This window comes from Caballeronia sp. SL2Y3 (assembly GCF_022879575.1).
Lineage (GTDB): Bacteria > Pseudomonadota > Gammaproteobacteria > Burkholderiales > Burkholderiaceae > Caballeronia.
In genome coordinates, this window is sequence record NZ_CP084261.1 from 677,395 (window position 1) to 700,003 (window position 22,609).

Here is a 22,609-nt window from a genome sequence, read left to right on the forward strand (position 1 = left end):
AAATCAGACGCCGAACGGAAACGTCTCCGGCGTGTCGGCGCCGGCCGACTTGTCCCCCGCCGCATCGGACGACGATAGGGCGCTGACCGCGCGTGTCGTGTCGAACCAGACGTAGGCATCGAATTGATTGGAGAGGTCGGCCTGCGCGTAATGACTGTATAGCTCGGTGTCCGGCCGATAGATCACGCCGATGAAACGTTCGAGGCGCGCTTCGCTCAGCGCGCCGCGTAGCGCATCGTCCGCACCGGCGCGAAAATCGACGAAACACGGGCTTACGCCCGCCGCATGGAACTGGAACTCGTAGCTGTCTTCGCGCGAGGGCCGCACCTGCATGATCTGCATCGGCTCGTCCCAGTCGGAAGCCGCGGCGACCGTTCCGGTGTGCGTGCCGAAGCCGATCAGCGCCGCTTGCTCGCCGAAGCGTTCGCGGCAAAGCTGTCCGACGTTGAGCTCGCCGCGCGTGCGGCCCATTTCCGTCGCCGATGCGTCGCCCAAATGCGAGTTGTGCGCCCACACCACCGCGCGCGATTGCGCTCCGCGCGCATCGAGCAGGCTGTGCAGCGTGTCGAACATATGCGTGTCCCGCAGATTCCAGCTTTCGGCCGAGCCGCTGTACATCGCGCGATAGTACTGCTCCGCCGCGGCGACCAGACGCGCGTTGTGCGTCGCGTCGAGGAGCGCCGGATCGCTCGCGGCCGACGCGAAGCGCTTGTCGAGCAAGTCGCGTAGCTGCGCAACGACTGCCTCCTCGCACTTGCCGAAGCCCGCCTGCCACGCGGCACGGCCATAGACGGAAGGATCTTTCTGCCACGGCGTGAGACACCCGTAGCGCACCCGGGCGACGCGCGCCGCCTCGGGATCGTGCACGTCGAGGTAAGCCAGGACGGCGGCAATGGATTCCGAGAGACTGTAAAGGTCCAGGCCATAGAAGGCCGCCCGATGCCGTTCCTTTAGCGTGGCATTGTGCTCGCGTAGCCACGCGATGAACGCGGCAAACTCCGCATTGCGCCACATCCACGTCGGGAAGCGGCGGAACGGCTGCGCGTCGGGACGGGCGCGGGGACGTCCGCGCACATGTTCGTCGATCAGCGCCGCATCCGGCCAGTCCGCTTCGACCGCGACGAAGTCGAATCCATGCCGCTCGATCAGCCGCCGCGTGATTGCGGCGCGCGCTTCGTAGAATTCGGCCGTGCCGTGACTCGCCTCGCCCAAGAGCACGACCCGCTTGTCTGCGAAGCGATCGAAGGCTTGCGCGAATTCGGGTGCATCGAACACGGGCAGCCGCTCCGCCGATGCGCGAATGAGCTCGGGCAACGCGCGCCGCGCCGGTTGCCCATGCGCCGCATTCCTGTCCCCGGCTTGCGCGAACGCATCCATAGTCGTTTCCATGAAGGGGCGGACAATCGTTTGGCAGCAAGCGCCACGCCCGGCGTCGCCGGTCCCTGCTCCGCGGCTGAGCGGCTGCAAAGAACGCGAGCAACGAACCATTGGGGGAACGCCGCCGTGCTCAAGAGGAGCACCAGCGCGCTCGTGCGCTTCGACCCGCGAACGGACCGATTCGAAGCAGATGACGCACCGACCGGTTACTGCGCTACCGGTCCGGCGCAGCGGTTGCCGTTAGCAAGCGACGCCTACAACCGTCACGGCCTTCAACGCAAATCACGGCAGAGCTTTTCGACGTGCATGAGCAGATCAATCGGCTCGAATCGCGCCTGACGCGTGCTTGTCAATGCCGCCATGCGCAGTCAGCCATCCGCCCGCTGTGCTATAACCGACACCCACGCGGACGGTGCCGTCGGCGTCCTGTTGCATCGGCCTACCAACACGAGATCGAGGCTATGTTCCGAAAGCGAGCCATTTCCTTAGCTGCTTTGTTGCTGATGCACGCCGCGGCTGTCACCGCGCAGGCCGAGCAAGCGCCCGCCCGCGACGAGTTCTACTGGCTGGGCGAAATCAACAAGGCGACCGCCGTCATCAACACCGACGAGGGCTTGCTGGACAAGTCGCTTGCGCCGCACATCGCGGCCGGCGTCGCCAAGGTGATTCACGACGGCAACCAGCCCGGGGCAAAGCGTCCATCCACCGTCATCACGTTCGAACCGCTGATGATCCAGGCCGCCGGCATGGATGTGACGCTGCTGCACGCCGGGCGTTCGAGCCAGGACATGCACGCGACCTACCGAGCGGCGATCCTGCGTGACGACATGCTCCGCCTGGCCGACCAGCTCGACAAGACCGCGACGACCATCGTCAAGCTCGCGCAACAGCACGAACATACCATCGTGCCGAACTACACCAACGGCGTGGCGGCGCAGCCCAACAGCTACGGACACTACCTGCTAGGCTACGCGGCCGCGCTCGACCGCGACGCGCAGCGCATCCGTGAAGCGTATGCGCGCGTCGACCTGAGTCCGATGGGCACCACGGTCCTCAATGGCACGAGTTGGCCGCTGGACCGCGCGCGCATGGCGAAGTATCTGGGCTTCCCGGGCATTGTCGACAACGCCTATGACGCGCATCAGATTGCAGCGGTCGATCATCCCGTGGAAGTCGCTTCGATCGTAACGAGCATCGCGTTGCATGCGGGCAGCTTCATCGAGGATGTCATGACGCAGTACGCGGAGCCGAGACCGTGGATTCTGCTGCAAGAGGGCGGCAGCAATACCTACGTGTCGAGCGCCATGCCGCAGAAGCGCAACCCTGGATTGCTGAACTCCACGCGCGCCGACGCATCGACCGCTATCACGCTCGCGATGGGTCCGGTCATCCGCGCCCATAACCTCCCGCCGGGCATGCCCGACGCGAAGGACGTGAGCGACAACAAGGAGATGATCGACAGCGCGATAACTGTGCTCAAGAAGTGGGACAAGATCATGAACGCGCTCGTCATCGACCAGAAGCGCGCGCTGGAAGAACTGGACAGCGACTGGACGGCGTCTCAGGAAGTCGCAGATGTGCTCATGCGCAAGTACAAACTGCCTTTCCGCCTCGGACACCACTTCGCGTCGGAGGTCGTCGAGTACGCGCGCGCCAACAACATCAAGCCGAGCGACTTCCCGTACGACGAGGCTAAGCGCATCTACGCCGAGACGACCAAGGGTTATGCCGAGAGCAACGGCGTGCTGCCCATGAGCGAAGCGGAGTTCCGCGCGACGCTGGACCCGGTTGCGATAGTCAACGACCGGCGTACCGTGGGCGGGCCGCAGCCTGTGGAGATGGAGCGCATGCTGAAAGAGGCGAACGGGAAACTTGCGCAACAAAGCGAGTGGATTGCCGACCAGCGGAGGATTATCGATTCGTCGCTGGCCAAGCTCGATCGCGATTTCGACAAGCTCCTGCCGAAGCAGTAAGCGAAACGCGCGTCGATGCTATCGTCTTCGCGTACTGTTTTTTCGATCGGTGCGCGCAACAGCTACCTGCTCGATTTCTCGATCTCGCTGGGCTCGTCGTTGGACACTCAGAACTACATCGTGCGATCGGAGAGTTGCACGAAGCATCGAGTTGCCCACGACTCAGTATGACCGCTCTTGGTCGGCTTCGTCGTTCCGCGCGGCGGCGAGCACTGTTCGCGACGGCGTTGCAAACCAATCTTCGCGTTGCCGATGACGGAAAGCATGCGGCGCGCTGAGAGAGTGACCGACCGTTCTTTCGCATCGTATTGTCATCGCCAGCGCAGACTCTTGTCCTCCGCGACGCCCAACGTCAGGCTGACCTAGGCCGACTAGCCTTGGCCTCGCGTCGACGTCGCTGATGAGCGCAAGGTGGATGCGTCGTTCCTCACCGTGGGAACCGCTATTGCTCACTCACTCCGACATGAAAGCGGCATGTCCGGCAACGGCGTGCGCACGCCAGTATGCAAAAAACACCGGTCTATCGACCGCTAACGAAGACACAGATGAACGATCCGATCGTTGATTGCATTATTGTCGGTGGCGGGCCCGCCGGCCTCACCGCCGCCCTCTATCTCGCACGATTCAGGCGATCGACGGTCGTGATCGACGACGGTCAGAGCAGAGCGTCACTCATCCCCGTCGTACGTAACCTCGCCGGCTTCGAGAGCGGCATCAATGGAAACGCACTGCTTGCCAAGATGCGTCGCCAGATCGAGTGTTACGACGTGCCACTCGTCGAAGGCCGAGTCACGACGATAACGCGAACGCACGGCGGATTTCTCGTCGAATACCGCAGCACGAGTGGTCCTTCGTCCCGCAGCCTGGCGGCACGTCATGTACTGCTCGCATGTGGAATCCGGGACAAGCTTCCGCCGATCGACGACGCCATTGCGCTGACCCAGGAAGGATTGCTCCGTTTCTGCGCGATATGCGACGGTTTCGAGGCGCAGGGCAAGCGGATTGCAATGCTAGGTCCGGCATCGCGGGCGCTGTCGCATGCCTTGTTTTTTCCGCACCTTCTGTCAGCAGGTGGCGGTCATCGCCTCCGATAACGATGCGCTGACTCAACAAGAGCGCGCCCTCGCGGCGGAGAACGCCATCGAGTTGATCATGACTGAAACGCTCGAGTTGTCGGGCAGCTCCGAGGCGCCCTTCAGCGTTGCCTGCCAGAATGGGCGCCGACATGCATTCGATGCGATCTATCCGGTGCTCGGCTGTCTCCCGCAAGCAAACCTCTTGAGCGGCTTGGATGTGCAGCGAGACAACGACGGAATGATTGTCACCGATAAGCACCAGCGGACAAGCGTAGACGGACTATACGCTGCGGGCGATGCAGTGAATTCACTGAATCAGATCTGCGTCGCGATTGGCGAGGCTGCGGTTGCTTCCCTTGCTATCCATCGAACTCTGCCAGCCAATCCGCTTTAGCGAGCGTGCTGTCACTCACGCGACTTGTCGGAGAATCGCGTCTAGGCCGCGCCAGTCGGAAGCAGCGTCGAACTCTTATGCGTCGAGACTGGCCATCGGCCAGACGCTGCGTGGCGACGGGGCAATCATGCGTGGAGTGTCATCGACGCGCTGGCGGTCACGATTCGCAGACATCCGGCTGAAAGCGGCCATCCAGTCCGCAAGCGAAGACAATATGCTGATCATTCGGCGCGAAGGCGGCTATCTCGTTCGCTACTACGTCGATCTCGGCGAGCTCACGCCGGGCAACCGCGAAGCCATCGAGCAGATCACCGTCGATCGGATCATCGAGACGGCGCAACGCATCTTGCATCCCTATTCGCTGAACGTGCAGGCGGTCGCGTGGTTTTCCGGGTACGAGGTGGGCCAGTGCCTGACAGACCGTTTCGACGATGCCTTGGCCCTCGACGGCACGCCGCGCGAACCGTGCGTCTTCATCGCGGGGGATCCCGGCTTCGAGCCGGCACAACTCATTCGCACCGATGGCTCGACCATCGAGGTGGAAGCGGCCGTCATCCCGTTGCGCGGCCATGACGGGTTGCGCAAGCAACTGGTGCTTCGCGACATGACCGATGCGGTTCGAGGCCATGTGTTGGGAAGAAACCATCGCTGAATCGCTGCTTTCGTTGGACCACTCGACGAGCCATGCGAGTGTCCCAAGCAGGCAGGGTCCGAATTCAGAGGTACGAGACCGTGTAAACCCTAGCTCACCATTCCCGTTGAATGGGAATCGCATTTTTGTTCGGCGGGAGCGACGTGGCATTCTGCGTCATCGGAACCGCATCTCTTCGGGCAAGACTCAAGGTGAAACAGGAATCCAGCGTCATTGGCGCCGAGCGTCTGCTGCTCGTACTTACTGCACTCGCGAGCCACGGTAAAGCCATGTCCGTGAAGGACATGCTTGGCGTGACCGGCCTCGCGCAAAGCACGCTCTATCGCCAAATCGCGCTCCTTAAGCGCTGGGGCTTCGTGACGGAAGACGCGGGCTGCTATGCCCCCGGTCCCGTGAGCTTGCAGCTCGCACTCGGCTTCGACATCAATTCGATGCTGGGCGAAGCGAGCCGCGACGGCATGTCGGAGCTTTCGCGCGCGACGCAGGAGAGCGTCGGGCTCATCATCGCCGTGAACGACCAGGTGATCTGCCTCGAGATGGTCGAGAGCACGCACTCGCTGCGTTGCTCGTTCGAAAAAGGCCGCGCGGTTCCGTTGCGCGCGGGCGCGTCGGCCAAGTCGCTGCTCGCCTTCATGGCCGAGAAAACGCGCAGTGAAACGCTCGAACGCCAGTTCGCCGGCGACGGAGCCGCGCGCGCCGCCCTCGAAGCGGAACTGGAGCGCATCCGCTCGCGCGGTTACGCCGTGAGCGACAGCGAAGTCGATCCCGGCGTCTGGGGCGTGAGCGCGCCCGTTTTCCGGCGCCTCTCGCGCGGCGCGGGCGCGAGCGCATCGATCACGCTGATGGCCCCATCGTCGCGCGCCGTGGGCCGCGAACAGCAACTCGCCGACTGGACCGTGCGCACGGCCAACGGCATATCCGCCCGGCTGCAGTCCGCCTGAACCTCACTCATCGACCGACCACACACTCTGGAGCCCACACATGAAACTGAAGAACCTTCTCTCCGCCGCGACTCTCGGCATGGCGCTGCTGACGGCGATCGCACCCGGCAACGCAGCCGCGCAGGATTCGAACGTGCTCAACGTCGCGACCGATGCCACTTTCCCGCCGATGGAATTCGTCGACAAGGGCCAGCGCACCGGCTTCGACATCGACATCATGAACGCGCTAGCGAATGCAATGGGCAAGCAGGTTCAGTGGACCGACATCGACTTCAAGGGGCTGATTCCCGGTCTCGTGGCACGACGCTTCGACGCGGCCATCTCGGGCATCTACATCACGCCGGAGCGCGCGCAAGTCGTCGATTTCACGCAGCCGTACTTCGCGGGCGGCCTCTCCGCCCTCGTCAAGGCGGACTCGCCGATCAAGACCCTCGCCGATCTCAACGGCAAGAAAGTGACCGTGCAGGTCGGCACGAAGTCGGTCAATTTCCTGCGCGACAACTATCCGCAGGTGCAGCGCGTCGAAGTGGAAAAAAATCAGGAGATGTTCGATCTCGTCGGGATCGGCCGTGCTGATGCCGCCGTGACCGGCAAGCCCGCCGCGTTCCAGTTCGTGCGCACGCGCCCCGGTTTTCGCGTGCTCGACAAGGAGCTGACGACCGAAGCGTACGGCATTGCCGTGCGCAAGGACGAGCCGCAACTGCGCGACCAGATGAATGCCGCGCTCGCGAAGATCAAGGCGGACGGCACCTACGACGCCATCGTGAAGAAGTGGTTCGGCACGAGCGCCAGCACCACGGCGAGCACGAAATAATCCGCCGGACCTGACCGATGCAACTCGACTTCACGCCGGCGTTCGCCGGTTGGGCCGATATCGCGCACGGGGCGCTGGTCACAGTGGAAGTGACCGCCGCCGCGCTCGTGCTCTCGTGCCTGCTCGGCCTCCTGATCGGTATCGGCCGGCTCTATCCGCAGCGGCGGCTCGTCTACGGCTTCTGCACCGGCTATTTGATCTTCTTTCGCGGCACGCCGCTGCTCGTGCAGTTGTTCCTGCTGTTCTTCGGCTTGCCGCAGTTCGACATCCTGCTGCCCGCGTTCGTGTGCGGCATGCTCGGGCTCGGACTGTATTCGGCAGCCTATGTGTCGGAGATCGTGCGCGGCGCGATTCAGTCCGTGGATCGCGGACAAATGGAAGCGGCGCGGTCCATCGGCATGTCGTCGGGACAGGCCATGCGTGCGATCATTTTGCCGCAGGCCATCGTGCGCATGATTCCGCCGCTCGGCAACGAGTTCATCGCGCTGATCAAGAACTCGGCCCTGGTGTCGCTGCTGACGATTCACGATCTCATGCACGAAGGCCAGAAGATCATCAGCGTGTCCTACCGGTCGCTGGAGGTCTATATCGTGATCGCGCTCGTGTACCTCGTGCTCACGCAGACGACCAACTTCATTCTTCATCGCGCCGAGCGTCGGCTGCGCGCAGGGGGCATGGTGCAATGAGCAGCGCTCAACCTATCGTCAGCATTCGCGAACTCACGAAGTCGTTCGGCGCGCATCGCGTACTGAATGGCATCGACTTCGACATTGAGCCCAGCCAGGTCGTGGTGGTGATCGGGCCGAGCGGTTCCGGCAAGAGCACGTTTCTGCGGTGCTGCAACGGGCTGGAGCAGCCCGAGCGAGGAACGATCGACATCTGCGGCCACCGGCTCGTCGATCACGGCACGATGCTCAAGGACCGCTCGCTGAACGCCCTGCGCACCGAAGTCGGCATGGTGTTCCAGTCGTTCAACCTGTTCCCGCATCTCTCGGTGCTGCACAACATCACGGTAGGTCCGCGCATGCTGCGCGGCGTCTCGAAAGCCGACGCGGAAGCCGCCGCGCTCGCCCTGCTCAGGAAGGTGGGCCTCGAGCACAAGGCGCATGCGATGCCCGCGAGCCTTTCGGGCGGCCAGAAGCAGCGCGTCGCCATAGCGCGCGCATTGGCGATGCAGCCGCGCGTCATGCTCTTCGACGAACCGACGTCGGCGCTCGATCCCGAGCTCGTGGGCGAAGTGCTGCAGGTGATGAAGCTGCTCGCCGCCGAAGGCATGACGATGCTCGTCGTCACGCACGAGATGGGCTTCGCGAAGGAAGTGGCGGATGTCGTGGTCGTGATGGACGGCGGCGAGATCGTCGAAGCGGGACCGCCCGCACAGATCTTTTCGACGCCGTCGCAGCCACGCACCCGTTCGTTTCTGCAGGCAGTGCTGTCGCGCGCATGAAACCGACCTTGATGTCGACACGCTGCGCATCGACCGGGCGAATCCCGTCGAGATCGCCATGGAAGGAGACGGCGTGCTGGTGTGCACGTCGCTGAATACGGAAGCCGACTCTTGAATTCATCCCCGAAATCGCTCTTCGCAGCGCATGCGCTGCTGCCGGACGGCTGGCGCACCAACGTGCTGATCGAGTGGAACGACGCGGGTACGCTCGTCGCCGTCACGCCTGACACGACCACCGCGCCGGCGCACGCCGGGCTCGCAGCGGGGCCGGTCATTCCGGGCATGCCGAACCTGCATTCGCACGCGTTTCAGCGCGCCATGGCCGGCCTCACGGAATACCGCGCCAATCCCACGGACAGCTTTTGGAGCTGGCGCGACCTCATGTACCGCTTCGCCGCACGCATCACGCCCGAAGCGCTCGGTGCGATAGCGCGCTGGCTGTATGTGGAGATGCTCAAGGCGGGCTATACGTCCGTCTGTGAGTTCCACTACGTGCACCACGCGCAGGACGGCAGCCGTCACGCGCATCCGGCCGAACTCGCGCAGCGCGTCGTGGATGCCGCGAGCGAGACCGGCATCGGCATGACGATGCTGCCGGTGCTCTATCAGTACAGCGGCTTCGGCGCACAACCGCCGCGCGCCGACCAGCGCCGCTTCATCAACGCGACCGACGCCTTTCTGGAGCTTCTCGGCGCGCTGCGCGCCGCGCGTCCGGAACACGGCGCGCTGCGTTACGGAATCGCGCCGCACTCACTGCGCGCTGTATCGGAGGATTCATTGCGCGCCGCGCTCGAAGGACTCGACGCGATGTTGCCCGGAGCACCCGTGCATATCCACATTGCGGAGCAGAGCGCGGAAGTCGATGCCTGCGTCGCGGCGCTCGGCGCACGGCCCGTGCAATGGCTGCTCGAACGTTTCGACGTCGACGCGCGCTGGTGCCTCGTGCATGCGACGCACGTCGACGAACGCGAAACGCTGGCACTCGCGAAGAGCGGCGCGATAGCGGGCCTGTGCCTCACGACTGAAGCGAATCTCGGCGACGGCCTGTTCCCCGCAAGCGACTACCTCGATGCAGGAGGCGCATTCGGCGTCGGCTCGGATAGCCATATCGGCGTGGACTGGCGCGCGGAACTGCGCCTGCTCGAATATGGCCAGCGGCTCGTGCGGCGTCAGCGCAACGTGCTGGCCTCGCTGCAGGCAGCGTATGTCGCCGACTGCCTGTTCCAGGGCGCGCTTGCGGGCGGCGCACGTGCCACCGGCCGCGCGGCCGGCGCCCTCGAGCCGGGCGCGCGGGCGGACTGGATCGTGCTCGATCCCGACCATCCCGCTCTCGCCGAGCAGACCAGCGCGACGTGGCTGTCGTCCGTCGTGTTCTGCGAGCACGGGGAAACACCGGTGCGCGACGTCTTCGTCGGCGGCGAGCGCGTGATCCACGAGCGCCGTCATCGCGACGAAGCGAGGCATTACGCAGACTATCGCCGGGCGCTAGCACAGCTGCTCGCCGACGCCTGAACGCAACTCAACCGATCCCCGGCACCATGAACGATCTTTTCTCACTCGAACGCGGCGACGCGCCGCTGATGATTTCCATTCCCCATCTGGGCACGCAGATCCCGGATGCTCTGCGCGACCGGTACACCGATATCGCGTTGACGGTCGCTGACACTGACTGGCATCTGGACCGTCTCTACGAATTCGCCCGCGCCCTCGGTGCCACGATTCTCGGTGCGCGCGTGTCGCGCTACGTGATCGACCTGAACCGGCCGTCGAACGACGAAAGCCTGTATCCGGGGCAGACGACCACGTCGTTGTGCCCGACTGAAACGTTTCGCGGTGAGCCGCTGTATCGCGAGGGCTGCGCGCCGGACGCGGCCGATCGCAGCCGCCGCGTGGCCACTTACTGGCAGCCGTATCACGACGCCCTGCATGAAGAAGTGACGCGCCTGCGCCGCCAGCATCGCAACGTGTTGCTGTGGGAAGCGCACTCGATCGCAAGCGTGCTGCCGCGCCTTTTCGAGGGCAAGCTGCCGGACCTGAACATCGGCACCCAGGATGGCCGCACCGCCGCGCCTTCCGTGCAGGAAGCGGTGCAGCGCGTCGCCGCGGCGAGTCCGTTCACGTGGATTGCGAACGGCCGCTTCAAGGGCGGCTTTATCACACGGCACGCCGGCGCTCCGCATGACGGCGTGCATGCGGTGCAACTGGAGATGTGCCAGTCCACCTACATGAGCGAGAACGCGCCGTTCGACTATCTGCCCGAGGTCGCGAAGAAGGTGGAGCCGGTGGTACGCGGCATGGTGAATGGTGCGCTCGACGCAGTCGTCGAGCTGACTCGGAACGGCTCGCCCTCTTAGAGTCAAATGCTCAACACAACGAGCGCCCATCCAACGGAGCAGGCACACTCGGTCCGATACACGCTCGCGGGACCTGGCCAGCGGCGAATGCGCAAGTGAAAGTCCCGCAGCGTCGGAGAATGCGAAGCGCATTGAAAAGTGCTGCGGCCTTGTGACTGCGTCGGCTAGGGTCGACAACGCAGGTCGGCGCTCTGTGCGGAAATAACCGCTGGTTGGCTTGAACGAGACCCCTGAATGTCTCGCGCCTCATCGCGTCGAGGTCCGTTTTGAGCCGTACCCGACCCTTCCCGGACGTTCGTTGCTGGTTGCCACAGCTGCCCTCCACCGTACCGCGGTGCAGTCGGCGGTGTCCGTCCGATCAGGTGTCTCCCAGATCGACAACAACCTACACGGCATCGAAGCCGTAAAGCCTCGTCGGATTCGTCACGAATATCATCTGCCGCCACTCCGGCCTGTCGATCCAGCCCGCGATGACATCGACCAGGCTGGCGTCGTCCGGCTTGCTCGATGTCTGCGTCGGATGCGGCCAGTCCGTGCCCCAGAGCATGCGCTCGGGGGCCATGGCGATGAGTGCCCTGGCGACCGGCGCCACGTCTTCATAACCGGGCGCGCCGGTCTTGCTATCCACGTACGGCCCCGACAACGTGATCCACGTGTTGCCCCTCTCGACGAGACGCTGCACCGTGCGTAGCGCGTCGCTCGCGGCTCCGCCGGGCTGCGGCACATGCGCGATATGGTCGATGACGAGCGGGCAAGGCAGCGCCGCGAGGTGCCCCTCCAGTTGCGGCAGCTTCGCGCCTTGCACGACGAGTTCGACATGCCATCCCATCGGAGCGATGCGCTTTGCGAGCGGAGCGAGCATCTCCAGCGTCGTCGCGCCGGGATAGCTCAGGTTGAAGCGAATGCCGCGCACGCCGGCGTCGTTCAACGCATGAAGCTCGTCATCGGTCACCGACGTATCGACCACAGCAATGCCGCGCGCGTCGTTGCCGAAGCGCTTCAACGCTTCCACCGTGCATCGGTTGTCGGTGCCGTATGTCGATGGCGTCACGACGACGTTGCGTCGTATCCCGAGCCGCGTCTGCAACTGCCGATACTGCTCGACCGTCGCATTGGGCGGCCGCAGCTTGGTGCCAGGCGCCACCGGAAAGCGATCGTCATAGATATGCATGTGACAATCGACGGCATGCTCCGGCAATACGAAGGACGGTCGCTCCGAACCGCTCGACCACGTTTCCTCGGCCGCCGCCGTGCGAGGCAGCGCGGCCGTCGCGAGGGACGCGCAAGCCAGTTCCAGAAAGCCGCGTCGCGACAGACCCTTGCTGTTCATGCCGCCTCCGTCTCGCCGACCACGCGCTCGGATTGACCCTTGCGCGTCAGAAGGAGCAGCGTGGCGACACTGACCAGCGTCAGGATGCCGAGCGGCATGAGCGCGAGCGAGTAGCTGCCCGTCGCCGCCTTGACCCAGCCGTAGACGTTGACCATCAGGCCGCCACCCAGCAAGTTGGCGATGGCATTGACGGTGGCCAACCCCGCCGCGATCGTGCTGTTCGACAGCATGTCCGATGCGAGCGCCCAGAACGGTCCCTTGAACGCATACGCGCCGACGAGCACGCAGCACAGCATGCATATGGTGGGCAGCAGCGAGCTGCTGAGCGACGTGGCGAAGAGACCGCCGCCGATCAAGAGCATCGGCACGACGGTATGCCAGCGATGCTCCTTCGTGCGGTCGGAATGACGGCCCCAGAAGATCATCAGAACCGACGCCAGCGCGTACGGCACCGCGTTCAGCAAGCCCGTCTGCAGCACGGTCAATCCATACGACTTCAACAACTGCGGCTGCCACACCGACAACGTGCTCCCCGCAGCGGACGCGCAGGTATCGACGAGCGCGAGACACAGCACGTAGCGGTTGCGAAAGAGCTTGGTCAGCGGCATCGGCGCGACCTTCTTAGGCTGTGCGTTCTCCGCGGCGAGCGCGCCGAGCAGCCACGCGCGCTCGTCTTCGTTCAGCCACGTCGCCTTGGCGGGCTTGTCCGTCAGCATGAAGAGGCACGCGATGCCGAGCAGAACCGTCGGCACGCCTTCGAGGATGAAGAGCCAGTGCCAGCCGCGCAGACCCGCAATGCCGTCCATCTGCAGCAAGAGCGCCGAAATGGGCGACCCGATGAAGCTCGCCGCCGGGATCGACACCATGAAGGTCGCGACGACGCGCGCGCGATACGCCTTCGGCACCCAGTAAGACAGATAGAGCAGCACGCCCGGCGCAAAGCCGGCTTCGGCCGCGCCGAGCAGGAATCGCAGGATATAGAAGGTCGTGGCGTTGTGCACGAGCGCGGTCGCCGCCGACACGAGCCCCCACGTAATCATGATCCGCGCGATCCAGACGCGCGCGCCGTACTTTTCGAGCGCGAGGTTGCTCGGCACTTCGCAGATGAAGTAGGACACGAAGAACAGACTCGCGCCGAAGCCGAACACTTTCGCGGACATGCCGATGTCGTGATTCATCTGAAGCGACGCCATGCCGACGTTGCCCCGATCGATGAACGCCATCAGGTAACAGATCATCAGGAACGGCAGCAGCCGCCAGATGACCTTTCGCATCGTCTGCCGCTCGAGTGTCGTGGTGCTTGCATTTGACATGTTCGTCTCCGACTTTATGCGCCTTCGCGCTGTAGTTTGAATCGTTGCCACGCGACGATGGACAGGACGCCCACTGCGAGCACCACCGCCATCGCCGCGAATGTGTGGCGCACGCCGAGCGCCTCGGATATCGTGCCGACGAGCAGATAGCCGAACGGCATCGTCCCGTTGTAGGCCATGCCGTACATGCCGACGAGTCCGCCGCGAACGTGCTCGGGGCAGCGGCGCTGTATGGTCGCGTTCGTCGATGTCGCCGCGAACGTGAGGCTGAAGCCGAGCGCGTAGAACGCGGGCATCGATGCGCCTACCGCGCTCGTCGTGGCGAGCACCATCAGCGCGATGATCGCGGTCCACGGCGCCCACGCGATGAACCGCGCCGACGCGCGCGGACCCAGCGCCGACGAGAGCAGCACGGCCGAACTCAGCGAACCCGCGCCCGCGCAGGCGAAGAACACGCCGGTGAAGCGCGCCGCGTCGTGGAACGCGCGGTCCGCGAGAAGCGGCACGAGCGTCTGGTAACTCGCCGCGAAGAGGCCAATGCAAGCGAGGATCGGCAGATAGCGCGCGGAAAACGCGTCCGACATCACGTAGCCCACGGCGTCGCGCAAGCTGCTGTCCGCGCGCGAGGCGCGTGCGTCCGTGGACAGTCGAATCGAACGCACGCATATCGCCATGAAACACAGCGCGAGCGCGTAGATTGCAAACGATGCGCGCGGACCGAGCGTCGGATAAACGAATCCTGCAATCGTCGGACCGACCATGCGGCCGACGTTGTAGACCATGGTGTTCATCGCGACCGCGTTCGATGTCAGGCTCGTATCGCGCAGGCTCGTCAGCAGCAACACCTGACGCGCGGGAACTTCGATCGCACTCGAAATGCCGATTGCCAGCGCGTGCGCGAGAATCAGCGGCACACTCAGCAGATGCAATGCGGACAGCGTGATGAGACTGCCCGTCAAAATGAGCGACGCCGTGAGCACGCACAGCGTCACGCGACGCGCATTCTCCGCGCGAATGCGCGATCCGGCGACGGGCGCGACGACGAGTTGCGGCCCGTACAACAGGAAGTTGAGCAGCGCCAGAATCGCCGCCGAACCCGACAGGTGATACACGAGCAGATTCAGCGTCACGTTCTGCGTCCAGCTTCCCAGCACCGACGCGACCTGCCCGCTCAGATAGCGCCGCAGCGACGCTTCATTGAGGGCGGGAAAGAGCCTGCCGATCCATCGCGGCTGATTCGGCTGATTGGGGGCGGTCGTCATGCGAGCGTCTTGCCGCGCGTCTCCGGCGCGAAGAACACGACGATCGCGGCGGCGATGAACGCGACGATGGTCGTCGACAAGCCGAGCACGAAGCCGCCCGCAGTCGTTGCAAGTGTGCCGATGACGAGCGGCGCGATGAATCCGCCGAGCCGCCCGCCGTTGTACGCGAGGCCCATGAGGAAGCCGCGCGATGCCGTATTGCCGATGATTTCCGCGAGAAACGGTCCCGCCCCTGCGAAGATGCCGTTGACGCTGAAGCCCGTGAAGAAGATGGCGACCATCAGCACGAGCGCATTCGACGACAGGATGTAGCCGAACACCGCCGCCGCGCCGACCAGCAGATACGCCATGAACATCGGCCGGCGGCCGAGGCGATCGACGAAAGCGGAAAACATCAAAAAGCCGGCGATTGCGCCGAACTGCAGCGCGAGCACGAACTTGAGGCTATGCACGAAATCGAGGTGCTTCACCGTGACGAGGAACGTCGGCGTCCAGGTGAACACGCCCCAGTACAGGTATTGCAGAAAGAAGATGAACATGAACGCAGTGAGCAGACCGCGGACGTTCAGCTTCGCATCGACGGGAGCGGTCGTTGCCTGCGCCCTCGCGCGTTTGCGCTCGAGCCAGATGGGCGATTCGGGCGTCTTGCGCGCGACGAAGAACAGGATGAAGAACGGCAACGCGCCGATCAGGAACAGAACGCGCCATCCGTGGCCCGCGAGACCGTCGTTGACGCCGCTGACGATGCCCGAGATCGTGATCGCGAGAATCGCGCCGATGGGCAGGCCCATCTGCATCAGCGCGCCGCCCTTGCCGCGGCGGCTCGCGTGCCACGTTTCGGCGATGAGCGCCGCGCCCGCCGTCCACGTCCCGCCCATGCCGAGCGCGCCGAAGAAGCGGATCGTCGCGAACCAGTGCTCGTTCGGCGCAAACGCGAGCAGCCCGGAGAACAGCGAATAGATGCCGATGCAAAGCAGCGCCGTGCGCACGCGCCCCAGCCGGTCTGACACGTAGCCGAACAGGATGCCGCCGAGAATCTGCCCGGCTGCCGTGATGCTCGTGAAAAGCCCGAGCTGGGCTTTCGACAGACCGAATTGCAGCGCAAGCGTCGGCAAGAGAAGCGAGAGGAGGAACGAGTCGTAGCTCTCGAACGTCCAGCCGAGACCGGCGAGCGACAGCGAGCGCCACTCCCCGCGCGTGATGTCCTTGTAACGCTTCCCTTCGGCTTCGCTGCCGATTTCGCTGCCGATTTCCGTTCCGGTTGCGCCCGATGTGACGCTAGCGCTGGTTTTCATGACTCGTCTCCTGGTAGCCGCAAGCGATACGTCGCGGCGGCGGTGCCGCTGAATAGCGCGGCTTTTTCATCCGCTGACAATGACTGCGCCAGCCGCTTGAAGGCGTTCCACAGCACGCCGTAGCTGAACATTCCTTTGTCGACGGGGAAGTTGCTCTCGAACATGCAACGCTTCACGCCGAACAGTTCGATGCAGGTCTCGAAGTAAGGACGCCACGCAACGGCGAGTTCCTCCGACGAAGGCGGCGTTTCGCGCGAGGTGAAGCCGAACACGAAGCCGAAGCCGAACACGGTCATGCCCGCGCCGCCGAGCTTCATGCGCGTGTTGGGCAGGCTCGCCAGGCGCGCGAGCCCGTGCCGCCATTCGGCGATGACCTGCTCGCGGTTGTTCGCGTGCGGTCCGACGCCGAGCGGGCCGCCGAAGTGATCGATGACCACGGTCACATCCGGCGCGGCGCTCGCGAGTTCGTACAACTCCGCGAGTTGCGTGTGATAGACCCACGCGTCCAGCGACAGCCCGTAGCGCGCCAGCGTCTTCACGCCGCGCCGGAAGTCGGCGTTCGCCATGAGATCGCGCGGCGGCGTCACCGGGCTCGAAACCACGTCCGCGCTCGCATGCCATGCGAGCGGATTGCGGATGCCGCGCAAACGGCCGCCCGTGACCTGAAGCATCGCTTCGAGCACGGGCGCGACCGCATCGCCGAGCGCGAGATCCGCGCCGCCGACGATCGCATCGCAGGCTCTCGTCGGTCCATACGCCCCGCTTGCGAACATCGCGGCGATGCCGTTGGCGAACTCCGCTTCGCCGACCGGCTTCATCGCCGCGGGACCGTGCTCGCGCAGCATCGAACGGCATTGCACATACACGCTCGACACGATGCGATGCCCGCTGCCGACATCGCGCGCGAACTCGTCCGTCAGATAGCGCCCGCTCTGCCGGTCCCACAGATGATGATGCGCATCGACGATGGGAAGATCCGGCTCCAGAATCGGCTCCTGACGGCGCGCGAGCCATTCTTCGCGGACGGGCAAATGAGGCGCATGGACGATCTGCACGGCGGTTTCCTCGTCAGAACTTCTGGCGCAGGCCGACGGTGACGCCGGTCTGGTTGTACCCGGGCGCGACCGTGCCGTAGCCGTTCACGCCGAGCGCCGACCTGTCCTTGTTGTGCGCGTAACCGACCGTCGCGTACAGGTCGGTGCGCTTCGACAGGAAGTAGTCGGCATTGATGACGGCCAGCCACGGATCGGCGCCGGTCGAATGAACGTCGTGGTAGTACCCGGCCGCAGTCAGCTGGAACGACGGCGTGATCAGATATTGCGCGCCGAGCCAGTAGAGGTTGGCGGCATTGGCGGCGGAACCGTTGGCGACGGCAATCGGGTTGACCGGCAGGAATGTGTTCGATGCCCGCAGATAGCGGTAGCCGGCATAGGCCGTCACCGGCCCGAAGTTGTACGTCGCGGCGGCGAGCGCGCGGCGTTCGGTGCTCGTGTTCGTGGTCAGCGTGTTGCTGTTGCGCTGTTCGTAGACGGCGGTCGCCGCGATCGGGCCACTGGAATAGGTCAACGCGCCGCTGAAGAACCGGCCGGTGATGAGCGCGCCCGGCACTTCGGAACCGTAGCCCGTGTCATAGCGCGTGCTGTACATCGCCTGCGCCGTCAGCGGACCGAACTTGCCGGTGTACTTCACCGAATTGTCGATGCGAGCGGCCAGCGCGTAGTCGAGCGACAGCGCTGAATACCGCGATGAGACGCCCATCGGATCGAACGTCACCGACTGTTCGTATATCAGCGCGTTCTGGCGACCCAGTGTCAACTGCTGCCCTTTGTAGCTGAGACCGACCCACGCCTGCCGACCGAAGAGGCGCGAGGTCGTCGTCGGGTTCGTGCCGAGGCCGCGGGTCGACTGCGAGCTCGTTCCGTCGTTGAGATTGAAGCCGGCCTCGAGATTGAACAGCGCCTTCAGCCCGCCGCCCATGTCTTCGACGCCCTTCAGGCCCCAGCGCGAGCCGGAAAGATTGCCGGACACTTCTCTCACCTGCGATCCGCCGGCACTGGTGTTGTTCAGATACTCGACGCCGACATCGGCGATGCCGTACAGCGTCACGCTGCTTTGCGCACGCGCCGCGCCGGACGCGAACGTCATGCTTGCGACCGCGACCGTCCCAAGCGCAAGACCGGTTCCAAGCTTGGCTTTCTGGTGAGCCTTCTTCACGGACATTTCGTCTCCAAACAGAGTTATAGATTGATTGATGCGGGGTTTCACGCCTTGCGCGCGGCGCTGGCTTCGCCGACATTCGCGCCGGGATCGCCGAGCCATGCGATCGTCAGCGCGCCGATCAGCAGCACGGCGGAGACGGCCAGCAGCGGCAGCGTGAAGCCGCCGGACATCTGCTTGAGCGCGCCGATCATCGACGGTCCCGCGAAGCCGCCGAGATTGCCGACGGACACGATGAGCGCGAGGCCGCCCGCCGCGGCGCGGCCAGTGAGGAAGCTGGAAGGAATCGCCCAGTACGTCGCCTGGAACGCGAGAATGCCGCTGACGGTGAAACACAGGGCGATGAGCTTGAAAAGCGGCACGTCGGTCAGCGCGCTGCACGCGAGCGCGGCGGCGGCGACCAGCAAAGCGCCGGCAACATACGGCACGCGCTTTTGCCCCTTGTTCGCCACGCGCGCCCACCACAGCATGACGAACGCGCCGATCAGGTAAGGAAGCGCCGTCAGCCAGCCGACGACCGAATGCGTGACGCCGAACTGCTTGATGATCTGCGGCATCCACAAGCCGACGCCCACCGATCCGACGATCCCGCAGAAGTTGACGAACGCGAGCACGAACACGCGCCAGTTCGTCATGGCGTCGCGCAACGTGCTGCCGTGCTTGCTGCCGATATCCTTCTGCTCCGCGGCAAGGCGCCGGGCGAGCGTGGCCTTCTCTTCGTCGCTGAGCCAGCTGGCCTTGTCGGGACGATCCGCGAGGATGAAGAGACATGCAACGCCGAGCAGCACCGCGGGCAGACCTTCGATCAGCAGCAGCCATTGCCAGCTTTTCAGGCCGTGCAATCCGCCCAACTGAAGCAGCGCGCCGGAGATCGGCGAGCCGATCATGTTCGCGACGGGAATGCCGACGAGGAACGCGGCCGTCACCTTGGCGCGCCATTTGCCGGGAAACCAGTGCGTGAAATACAGATAGATGCCGGGCGTGAATCCGGCTTCCGCGATGCCGAGCAGGAAGCGCGCGGCGGCGAAGCTCTTCGGCCCGACGACGAACGCGGTCAGCATCGAGCACACGCCCCAGGTGATCATGATGCGCGCGATCCAGACCCGCGCCCCGACCTTCTGCATGATGAGGTTGCTCGGAATCTCGAACAGGAAGTAGCCGATCGAGAACAGTCCGGCAGCCAGGCCGAACTGCTCGCCTGTGAGACCGAGGTCTTTGTTCATCGTCAGCGCGGCGAAGCCGACGTTCGTTCTGTCGAGATAACTGACGACGTAGCAGAGGAAGATGAACGGAAGAATGCGCCGGAACGCCTTCGCGAGCGTGCGTTCGCTGGCCGCGAAGTCTTCGCTGGCGAGCACGGTGCCGCTCGCCGCGTTCTTCGAACGCGCGCTGCGGCTTTCATCGATGGTTTGCGAGAGTTGCATGAGTGGCTCCTCCATCGCGCGGCTTGGGCGCAATGTCTCGACTTCTCGTCGCGCAGGCGTGCATCGCCCGTCGACGGGAAAGCCTCAGTATTTCTTTGCTTGCTTGGGAAGCGGTCCGCAAACGCTCATGTCGGCTTTCAACACCAGACCGTTCGTCGATTCGGTCATGAAAAGCGTCTTCATGTCCGCGCCGCCGAAACACAGATTCGTGAGCGACACGCCTTCCTGCGCGGTCAGAATCTCGACCGGCTCGGCGCGGCGGTTCAGCACCCACACGCGGCCAAGCCCCGGATTCGCGATGAACAAGCGGCCTTCGGAGTCGATCGTCAGACCGTCGGGACCGCTCGGGCCGTAGGACGTGAAGAACTGCCCGACCTTGCTGACCGAGCCGTCCGCCTGCAACGGCACGCGCCACACGCAGTTGCCGCGCGTCATGCCGACGTACAGCACCTTCTCGTCCGGCGACAGCACGAGTCCGTTCGGGCTCGGGCAATTGCCGAGCAGCATGTCGAGCTTGCCGTCCGGCGACAGCCGATACACGCGGCCTGTCGGATCGTGCAGGCCGGACTGGCCCTGATCCGTGAAATACAGGTTGCCGTGCGAATCGAAGGTCAGGTCGTTTACGCCCTTGAAGCGCTCGGAGTTGCGGCGCTCGAGGTAAGGCTTCACTTCCCCGCGCTCGATGTCGAGCAACATCAGGCCGTTGCGATAGTCGGTGATGAGCAGGTGCGCGTCGTCGAACAGCTTCATCCCGTTGGGCTCGCCGTCGTACTGCGCGACGAGATCCCACTCGCCCGAAAGCGATATGCGAAAGATGCGGCCGTAGGGAATGTCGGTCACGTAAAGGTGGCCGCGCGGGTCCCAGACCGGACCTTCGAGAAACGAATCGGTGGTCATGCCGCCGCGATTGGCGCGTGCCCAATCCGTCTGCACATCCCGCTTGCGGTACTTCTCCGGCATGCGCGTGAACACCTGCGCTTCGCGCACTTCGGGCGACGTGAGATAGAACATGCTCAGTACTCCTGCGAACGTCACGCCACCTTGCGGGCGTTTTCCTCGATGACCGCGAGAACGTTGGCCGCCGCGCCCTTGCCCATGTTCACGTAGGCCGCTTCGCTGACGCCGCCGACGTGCGGCGACAAGATCAGATTCGGCACGGACTGGAACGGGTGCGGCACGGTCATCGGCTCGACCGCGAAGCTATCGACGCCCGCCGAGCGCAACCGGCCGCTCGCGAGCGCCTCGACGAGCGCGGCTTCGTCGATCAGCCCGCCGCGCGCCGTGTTCACGAGAATCGCGCCCTGCTTCATGCGAGCAAGCGTGTCGCGATTGATCATGTTGCGGTTCTCGTCCGTCAGCGGACAGTTGAGCGAGAGCACGTCGGCCGCGGCGTAGATGTCGTCCATCGACGCGAGCGTCACGCCGTGCGGCGCTTCCTTCGCGAACGGATCGAAGGCGAACACGTTCATGCCGAACGCGACGCCGATGGCCGCGACGCGCCGGCCGATCGAACCCAGCCCGACCACGCCGAGCGTGCCGCCGTCGAGTTCGAAGGACTTGTGCGTGGACTTGTCCCAGTGGCCGGCGCGCATGCGCACGTCGAGCTGCGGCACCGACTTCGCGCACGCAAGAATGAGCGCCCACGCGTGCTCGGCGACCGCCGCCGCGTTCGCGCCGACTGCCGCGCGCACCGCGATGCCGCGCGCGGCGGCGGCTTCCTGATCGATCACGTCGATACCGCTGCCGTGCTTCGAAATGACCTGCAGGTTTTCCGCAGCATCCATGATGCGGGCGTTGATCTTGCCGTAACGGACGATGATCGCGACCGGCTTCGTCTTCTCGCACAGCGCGACGATGTCGTCTTCGGTCGGCTGCTTGCCGGCGAACACGACTTCGAACGCCTGCAGCATGTCGAGCGCTTGCGGCGCGAGATCGGCTGCCGTGACGAGGACGACGGGCTTTCGAGCGTTCGCGTCCATTACAGAACCTCGCCTTCGGCCAGCATGCCGGCTGCGCGCAGTTCCTTGTCGAGCCAGCCGGGACGCACATCGCCCTTGTGGATCGCCGCGATACGCGCCGTTTCCATATCCAGCTTCTTTTGCGCGAGTTCGACGATGCGCGCGACATCCGCACGCGGAATCACGACGACGCCATCGGCATCGCCGACCACGAGATCGCCGGGATTGACCGCCGTGCCGCCCGCGGAAATCGGGTGGTTGACGAGACCGGCCACGCTCTTGGTCGGGCCGCACGGATTCAGGCCCGCGGAGAAGATCGGATAGTCGCCGTTTGCGAGTTCGTGGGCGTCGCGCACCGCTGCGTCGATCACGATGCCCGCGATGCCGCTGACCTTCGCCTGCGTCGCCATGATCTCGCCGATTAGCGCGCAGCTCACGTCGCCCTTGCCGTCCACGACGATCACGTCGCCCGGCTTCGCGACTGCCAGTGCGGCGTGGATCGCGAGATTGTCGCCTTGTCGCACCTCGACGGTGATCGCCGGTCCCGCGACTTTCATCTTCGGCGACAGCGGCTTCACGCGGCCGTGCACGGTGCCGCGCCGGCCTGCGACGTCGGCGAGGATGGCGGCCTGGAACTTCGCCGCAGCTTGTACGAGTTCGGGTGAAACGCGCTCGATGTCGCGGATGATCGATTGATTCGTGTCGGTGCTCATGGACTAACCTCAGGGAGAGTTGTACTCTGTGCAACTGTGGTGTACGAAGTGAAACCACTTTAACGCGCG

20 protein-coding genes and 1 pseudogene are annotated in these 22,609 nt (G+C 64.5%); 10 read left to right on the forward strand and 11 right to left on the reverse strand.

Going from position 1 to position 22,609, the window contains the following annotated elements; translation table 11 throughout:
- Positions 1 to 3 precede the first annotated feature (3 nt).
- Positions 4 to 1,389, reverse strand: a complete 1,386-nt coding sequence (locus tag LDZ26_RS16415; RefSeq protein WP_370650684.1) for an erythromycin esterase family protein — start codon at positions 1,387 to 1,389, stop codon at positions 4 to 6.
- A gap of 449 nt (positions 1,390 to 1,838) precedes the next feature.
- Here LDZ26_RS16415 and LDZ26_RS16420 point away from each other — a divergent pair, with 449 nt between their 5' ends.
- From LDZ26_RS16420 to hutG, 10 genes and pseudogenes are all read left to right on the forward strand, one after another.
- Positions 1,839 to 3,350, forward strand: coding sequence for an argininosuccinate lyase (locus tag LDZ26_RS16420; RefSeq protein ID WP_370650685.1), 1,512 nt, complete (start codon positions 1,839 to 1,841; stop codon positions 3,348 to 3,350).
- Between the two features lie 545 nt (positions 3,351 to 3,895).
- Positions 3,896 to 4,444 (forward strand): NAD(P)/FAD-dependent oxidoreductase, encoded by a 549-nt coding sequence (locus LDZ26_RS25545; protein WP_255774947.1) that lies wholly within the window; start codon positions 3,896 to 3,898, stop codon positions 4,442 to 4,444.
- Positions 4,389 to 4,820 carry an FAD-dependent oxidoreductase gene (locus LDZ26_RS25550; RefSeq protein WP_255774948.1) on the forward strand — a complete coding sequence of 144 codons (432 nt, stop codon included), beginning with the start codon at positions 4,389 to 4,391 and terminating at the stop codon, positions 4,818 to 4,820. Before LDZ26_RS25545 ends, LDZ26_RS25550 begins: the two co-directional genes overlap by 56 nt.
- Positions 4,821 to 4,905: 85 nt before the next feature.
- Positions 4,906 to 5,307: pseudogene (locus LDZ26_RS16430) on the forward strand (3-hydroxybenzoate 4-monooxygenase); the annotation flags it as partial.
- A 356-nt stretch (positions 5,308 to 5,663) separates the two neighbouring features.
- Positions 5,664 to 6,413, forward strand: coding sequence for an IclR family transcriptional regulator (locus tag LDZ26_RS16435; protein ID WP_244849237.1), 750 nt, complete (start codon positions 5,664 to 5,666; stop codon positions 6,411 to 6,413).
- A gap of 40 nt (positions 6,414 to 6,453) precedes the next feature.
- Positions 6,454 to 7,227, forward strand: coding sequence for a transporter substrate-binding domain-containing protein (locus LDZ26_RS16440; protein WP_244849238.1), 774 nt, complete (start codon positions 6,454 to 6,456; stop codon positions 7,225 to 7,227).
- Between the two features lie 17 nt (positions 7,228 to 7,244).
- A complete protein-coding gene (locus LDZ26_RS16445) occupies positions 7,245 to 7,913 on the forward strand; it encodes an amino acid ABC transporter permease (RefSeq protein ID WP_244849239.1) in 669 nt (222 codons plus the stop codon).
- Positions 7,910 to 8,674 carry an amino acid ABC transporter ATP-binding protein gene (locus LDZ26_RS16450; RefSeq protein ID WP_305038317.1) on the forward strand — a complete coding sequence of 255 codons (765 nt, stop codon included), beginning with the start codon at positions 7,910 to 7,912 and terminating at the stop codon, positions 8,672 to 8,674. Before LDZ26_RS16445 ends, LDZ26_RS16450 begins: the two co-directional genes overlap by 4 nt.
- 111 nt (positions 8,675 to 8,785) lie before the next feature.
- The gene (locus tag LDZ26_RS16455) at positions 8,786 to 10,186 is read left to right on the forward strand and encodes a formimidoylglutamate deiminase (RefSeq protein ID WP_244849240.1); all 1,401 of its coding nucleotides are present in this window, start codon (positions 8,786 to 8,788) and stop codon (positions 10,184 to 10,186) included.
- 26 nt (positions 10,187 to 10,212) lie between these two features.
- On the forward strand, positions 10,213 to 11,028 hold the full coding sequence (hutG, locus tag LDZ26_RS16460) for an N-formylglutamate deformylase (RefSeq protein ID WP_244849241.1): 816 nt from the start codon (positions 10,213 to 10,215) through the stop codon (positions 11,026 to 11,028).
- Positions 11,029 to 11,413: 385 nt separating this feature from the next.
- Here hutG and LDZ26_RS16465 read toward each other — a convergent pair whose 3' ends face one another.
- The 10 genes from LDZ26_RS16465 to LDZ26_RS16510 form a co-directional block, all read right to left on the reverse strand.
- On the reverse strand, positions 11,414 to 12,358 hold the full coding sequence (locus LDZ26_RS16465; protein WP_244849242.1) for an amidohydrolase: 945 nt from the start codon (positions 12,356 to 12,358) through the stop codon (positions 11,414 to 11,416).
- Entirely contained in the window at positions 12,355 to 13,671 is a 1,317-nt protein-coding gene (locus LDZ26_RS16470) for an MFS transporter (protein WP_244849243.1), read from the reverse strand. Before LDZ26_RS16470 ends, LDZ26_RS16465 begins: the two co-directional genes overlap by 4 nt.
- Before the next feature lie 14 nt (positions 13,672 to 13,685).
- Positions 13,686 to 14,933, reverse strand: coding sequence for an MFS transporter (locus LDZ26_RS16475; RefSeq protein WP_244849244.1), 1,248 nt, complete (start codon positions 14,931 to 14,933; stop codon positions 13,686 to 13,688).
- Positions 14,930 to 16,228, reverse strand: a complete 1,299-nt coding sequence (locus LDZ26_RS16480; RefSeq protein WP_244849245.1) for an MFS transporter — start codon at positions 16,226 to 16,228, stop codon at positions 14,930 to 14,932. The genes LDZ26_RS16475 and LDZ26_RS16480 overlap by 4 nt, the downstream gene beginning before the upstream one ends.
- Positions 16,225 to 17,283: an amidohydrolase gene (locus tag LDZ26_RS16485; protein WP_244849246.1), complete on the reverse strand. Its 1,059-nt coding sequence runs from the start codon at positions 17,281 to 17,283 to the stop codon at positions 16,225 to 16,227. Before LDZ26_RS16485 ends, LDZ26_RS16480 begins: the two co-directional genes overlap by 4 nt.
- A 13-nt stretch (positions 17,284 to 17,296) precedes the next feature.
- Positions 17,297 to 18,448 carry a porin gene (locus tag LDZ26_RS16490; protein WP_244850260.1) on the reverse strand — a complete coding sequence of 384 codons (1,152 nt, stop codon included), beginning with the start codon at positions 18,446 to 18,448 and terminating at the stop codon, positions 17,297 to 17,299.
- 41 nt (positions 18,449 to 18,489) lie between these two features.
- Complete coding sequence (locus LDZ26_RS16495) at positions 18,490 to 19,869, reverse strand: MFS transporter (RefSeq protein WP_244849247.1); 1,380 nt, start codon at positions 19,867 to 19,869, stop codon at positions 18,490 to 18,492.
- A gap of 84 nt (positions 19,870 to 19,953) precedes the next feature.
- Positions 19,954 to 20,880, reverse strand: a complete 927-nt coding sequence (locus LDZ26_RS16500; RefSeq protein ID WP_244849248.1) for an SMP-30/gluconolactonase/LRE family protein — start codon at positions 20,878 to 20,880, stop codon at positions 19,954 to 19,956.
- A gap of 20 nt (positions 20,881 to 20,900) precedes the next feature.
- Entirely contained in the window at positions 20,901 to 21,848 is a 948-nt protein-coding gene (locus LDZ26_RS16505; protein WP_244849249.1) for an NAD(P)-dependent oxidoreductase, read from the reverse strand.
- Positions 21,848 to 22,540: an RraA family protein gene (locus LDZ26_RS16510; RefSeq protein WP_244849250.1), complete on the reverse strand. Its 693-nt coding sequence runs from the start codon at positions 22,538 to 22,540 to the stop codon at positions 21,848 to 21,850. Before LDZ26_RS16510 ends, LDZ26_RS16505 begins: the two co-directional genes overlap by 1 nt.
- Between the last annotated feature and the right edge of the window lie 69 nt (positions 22,541 to 22,609).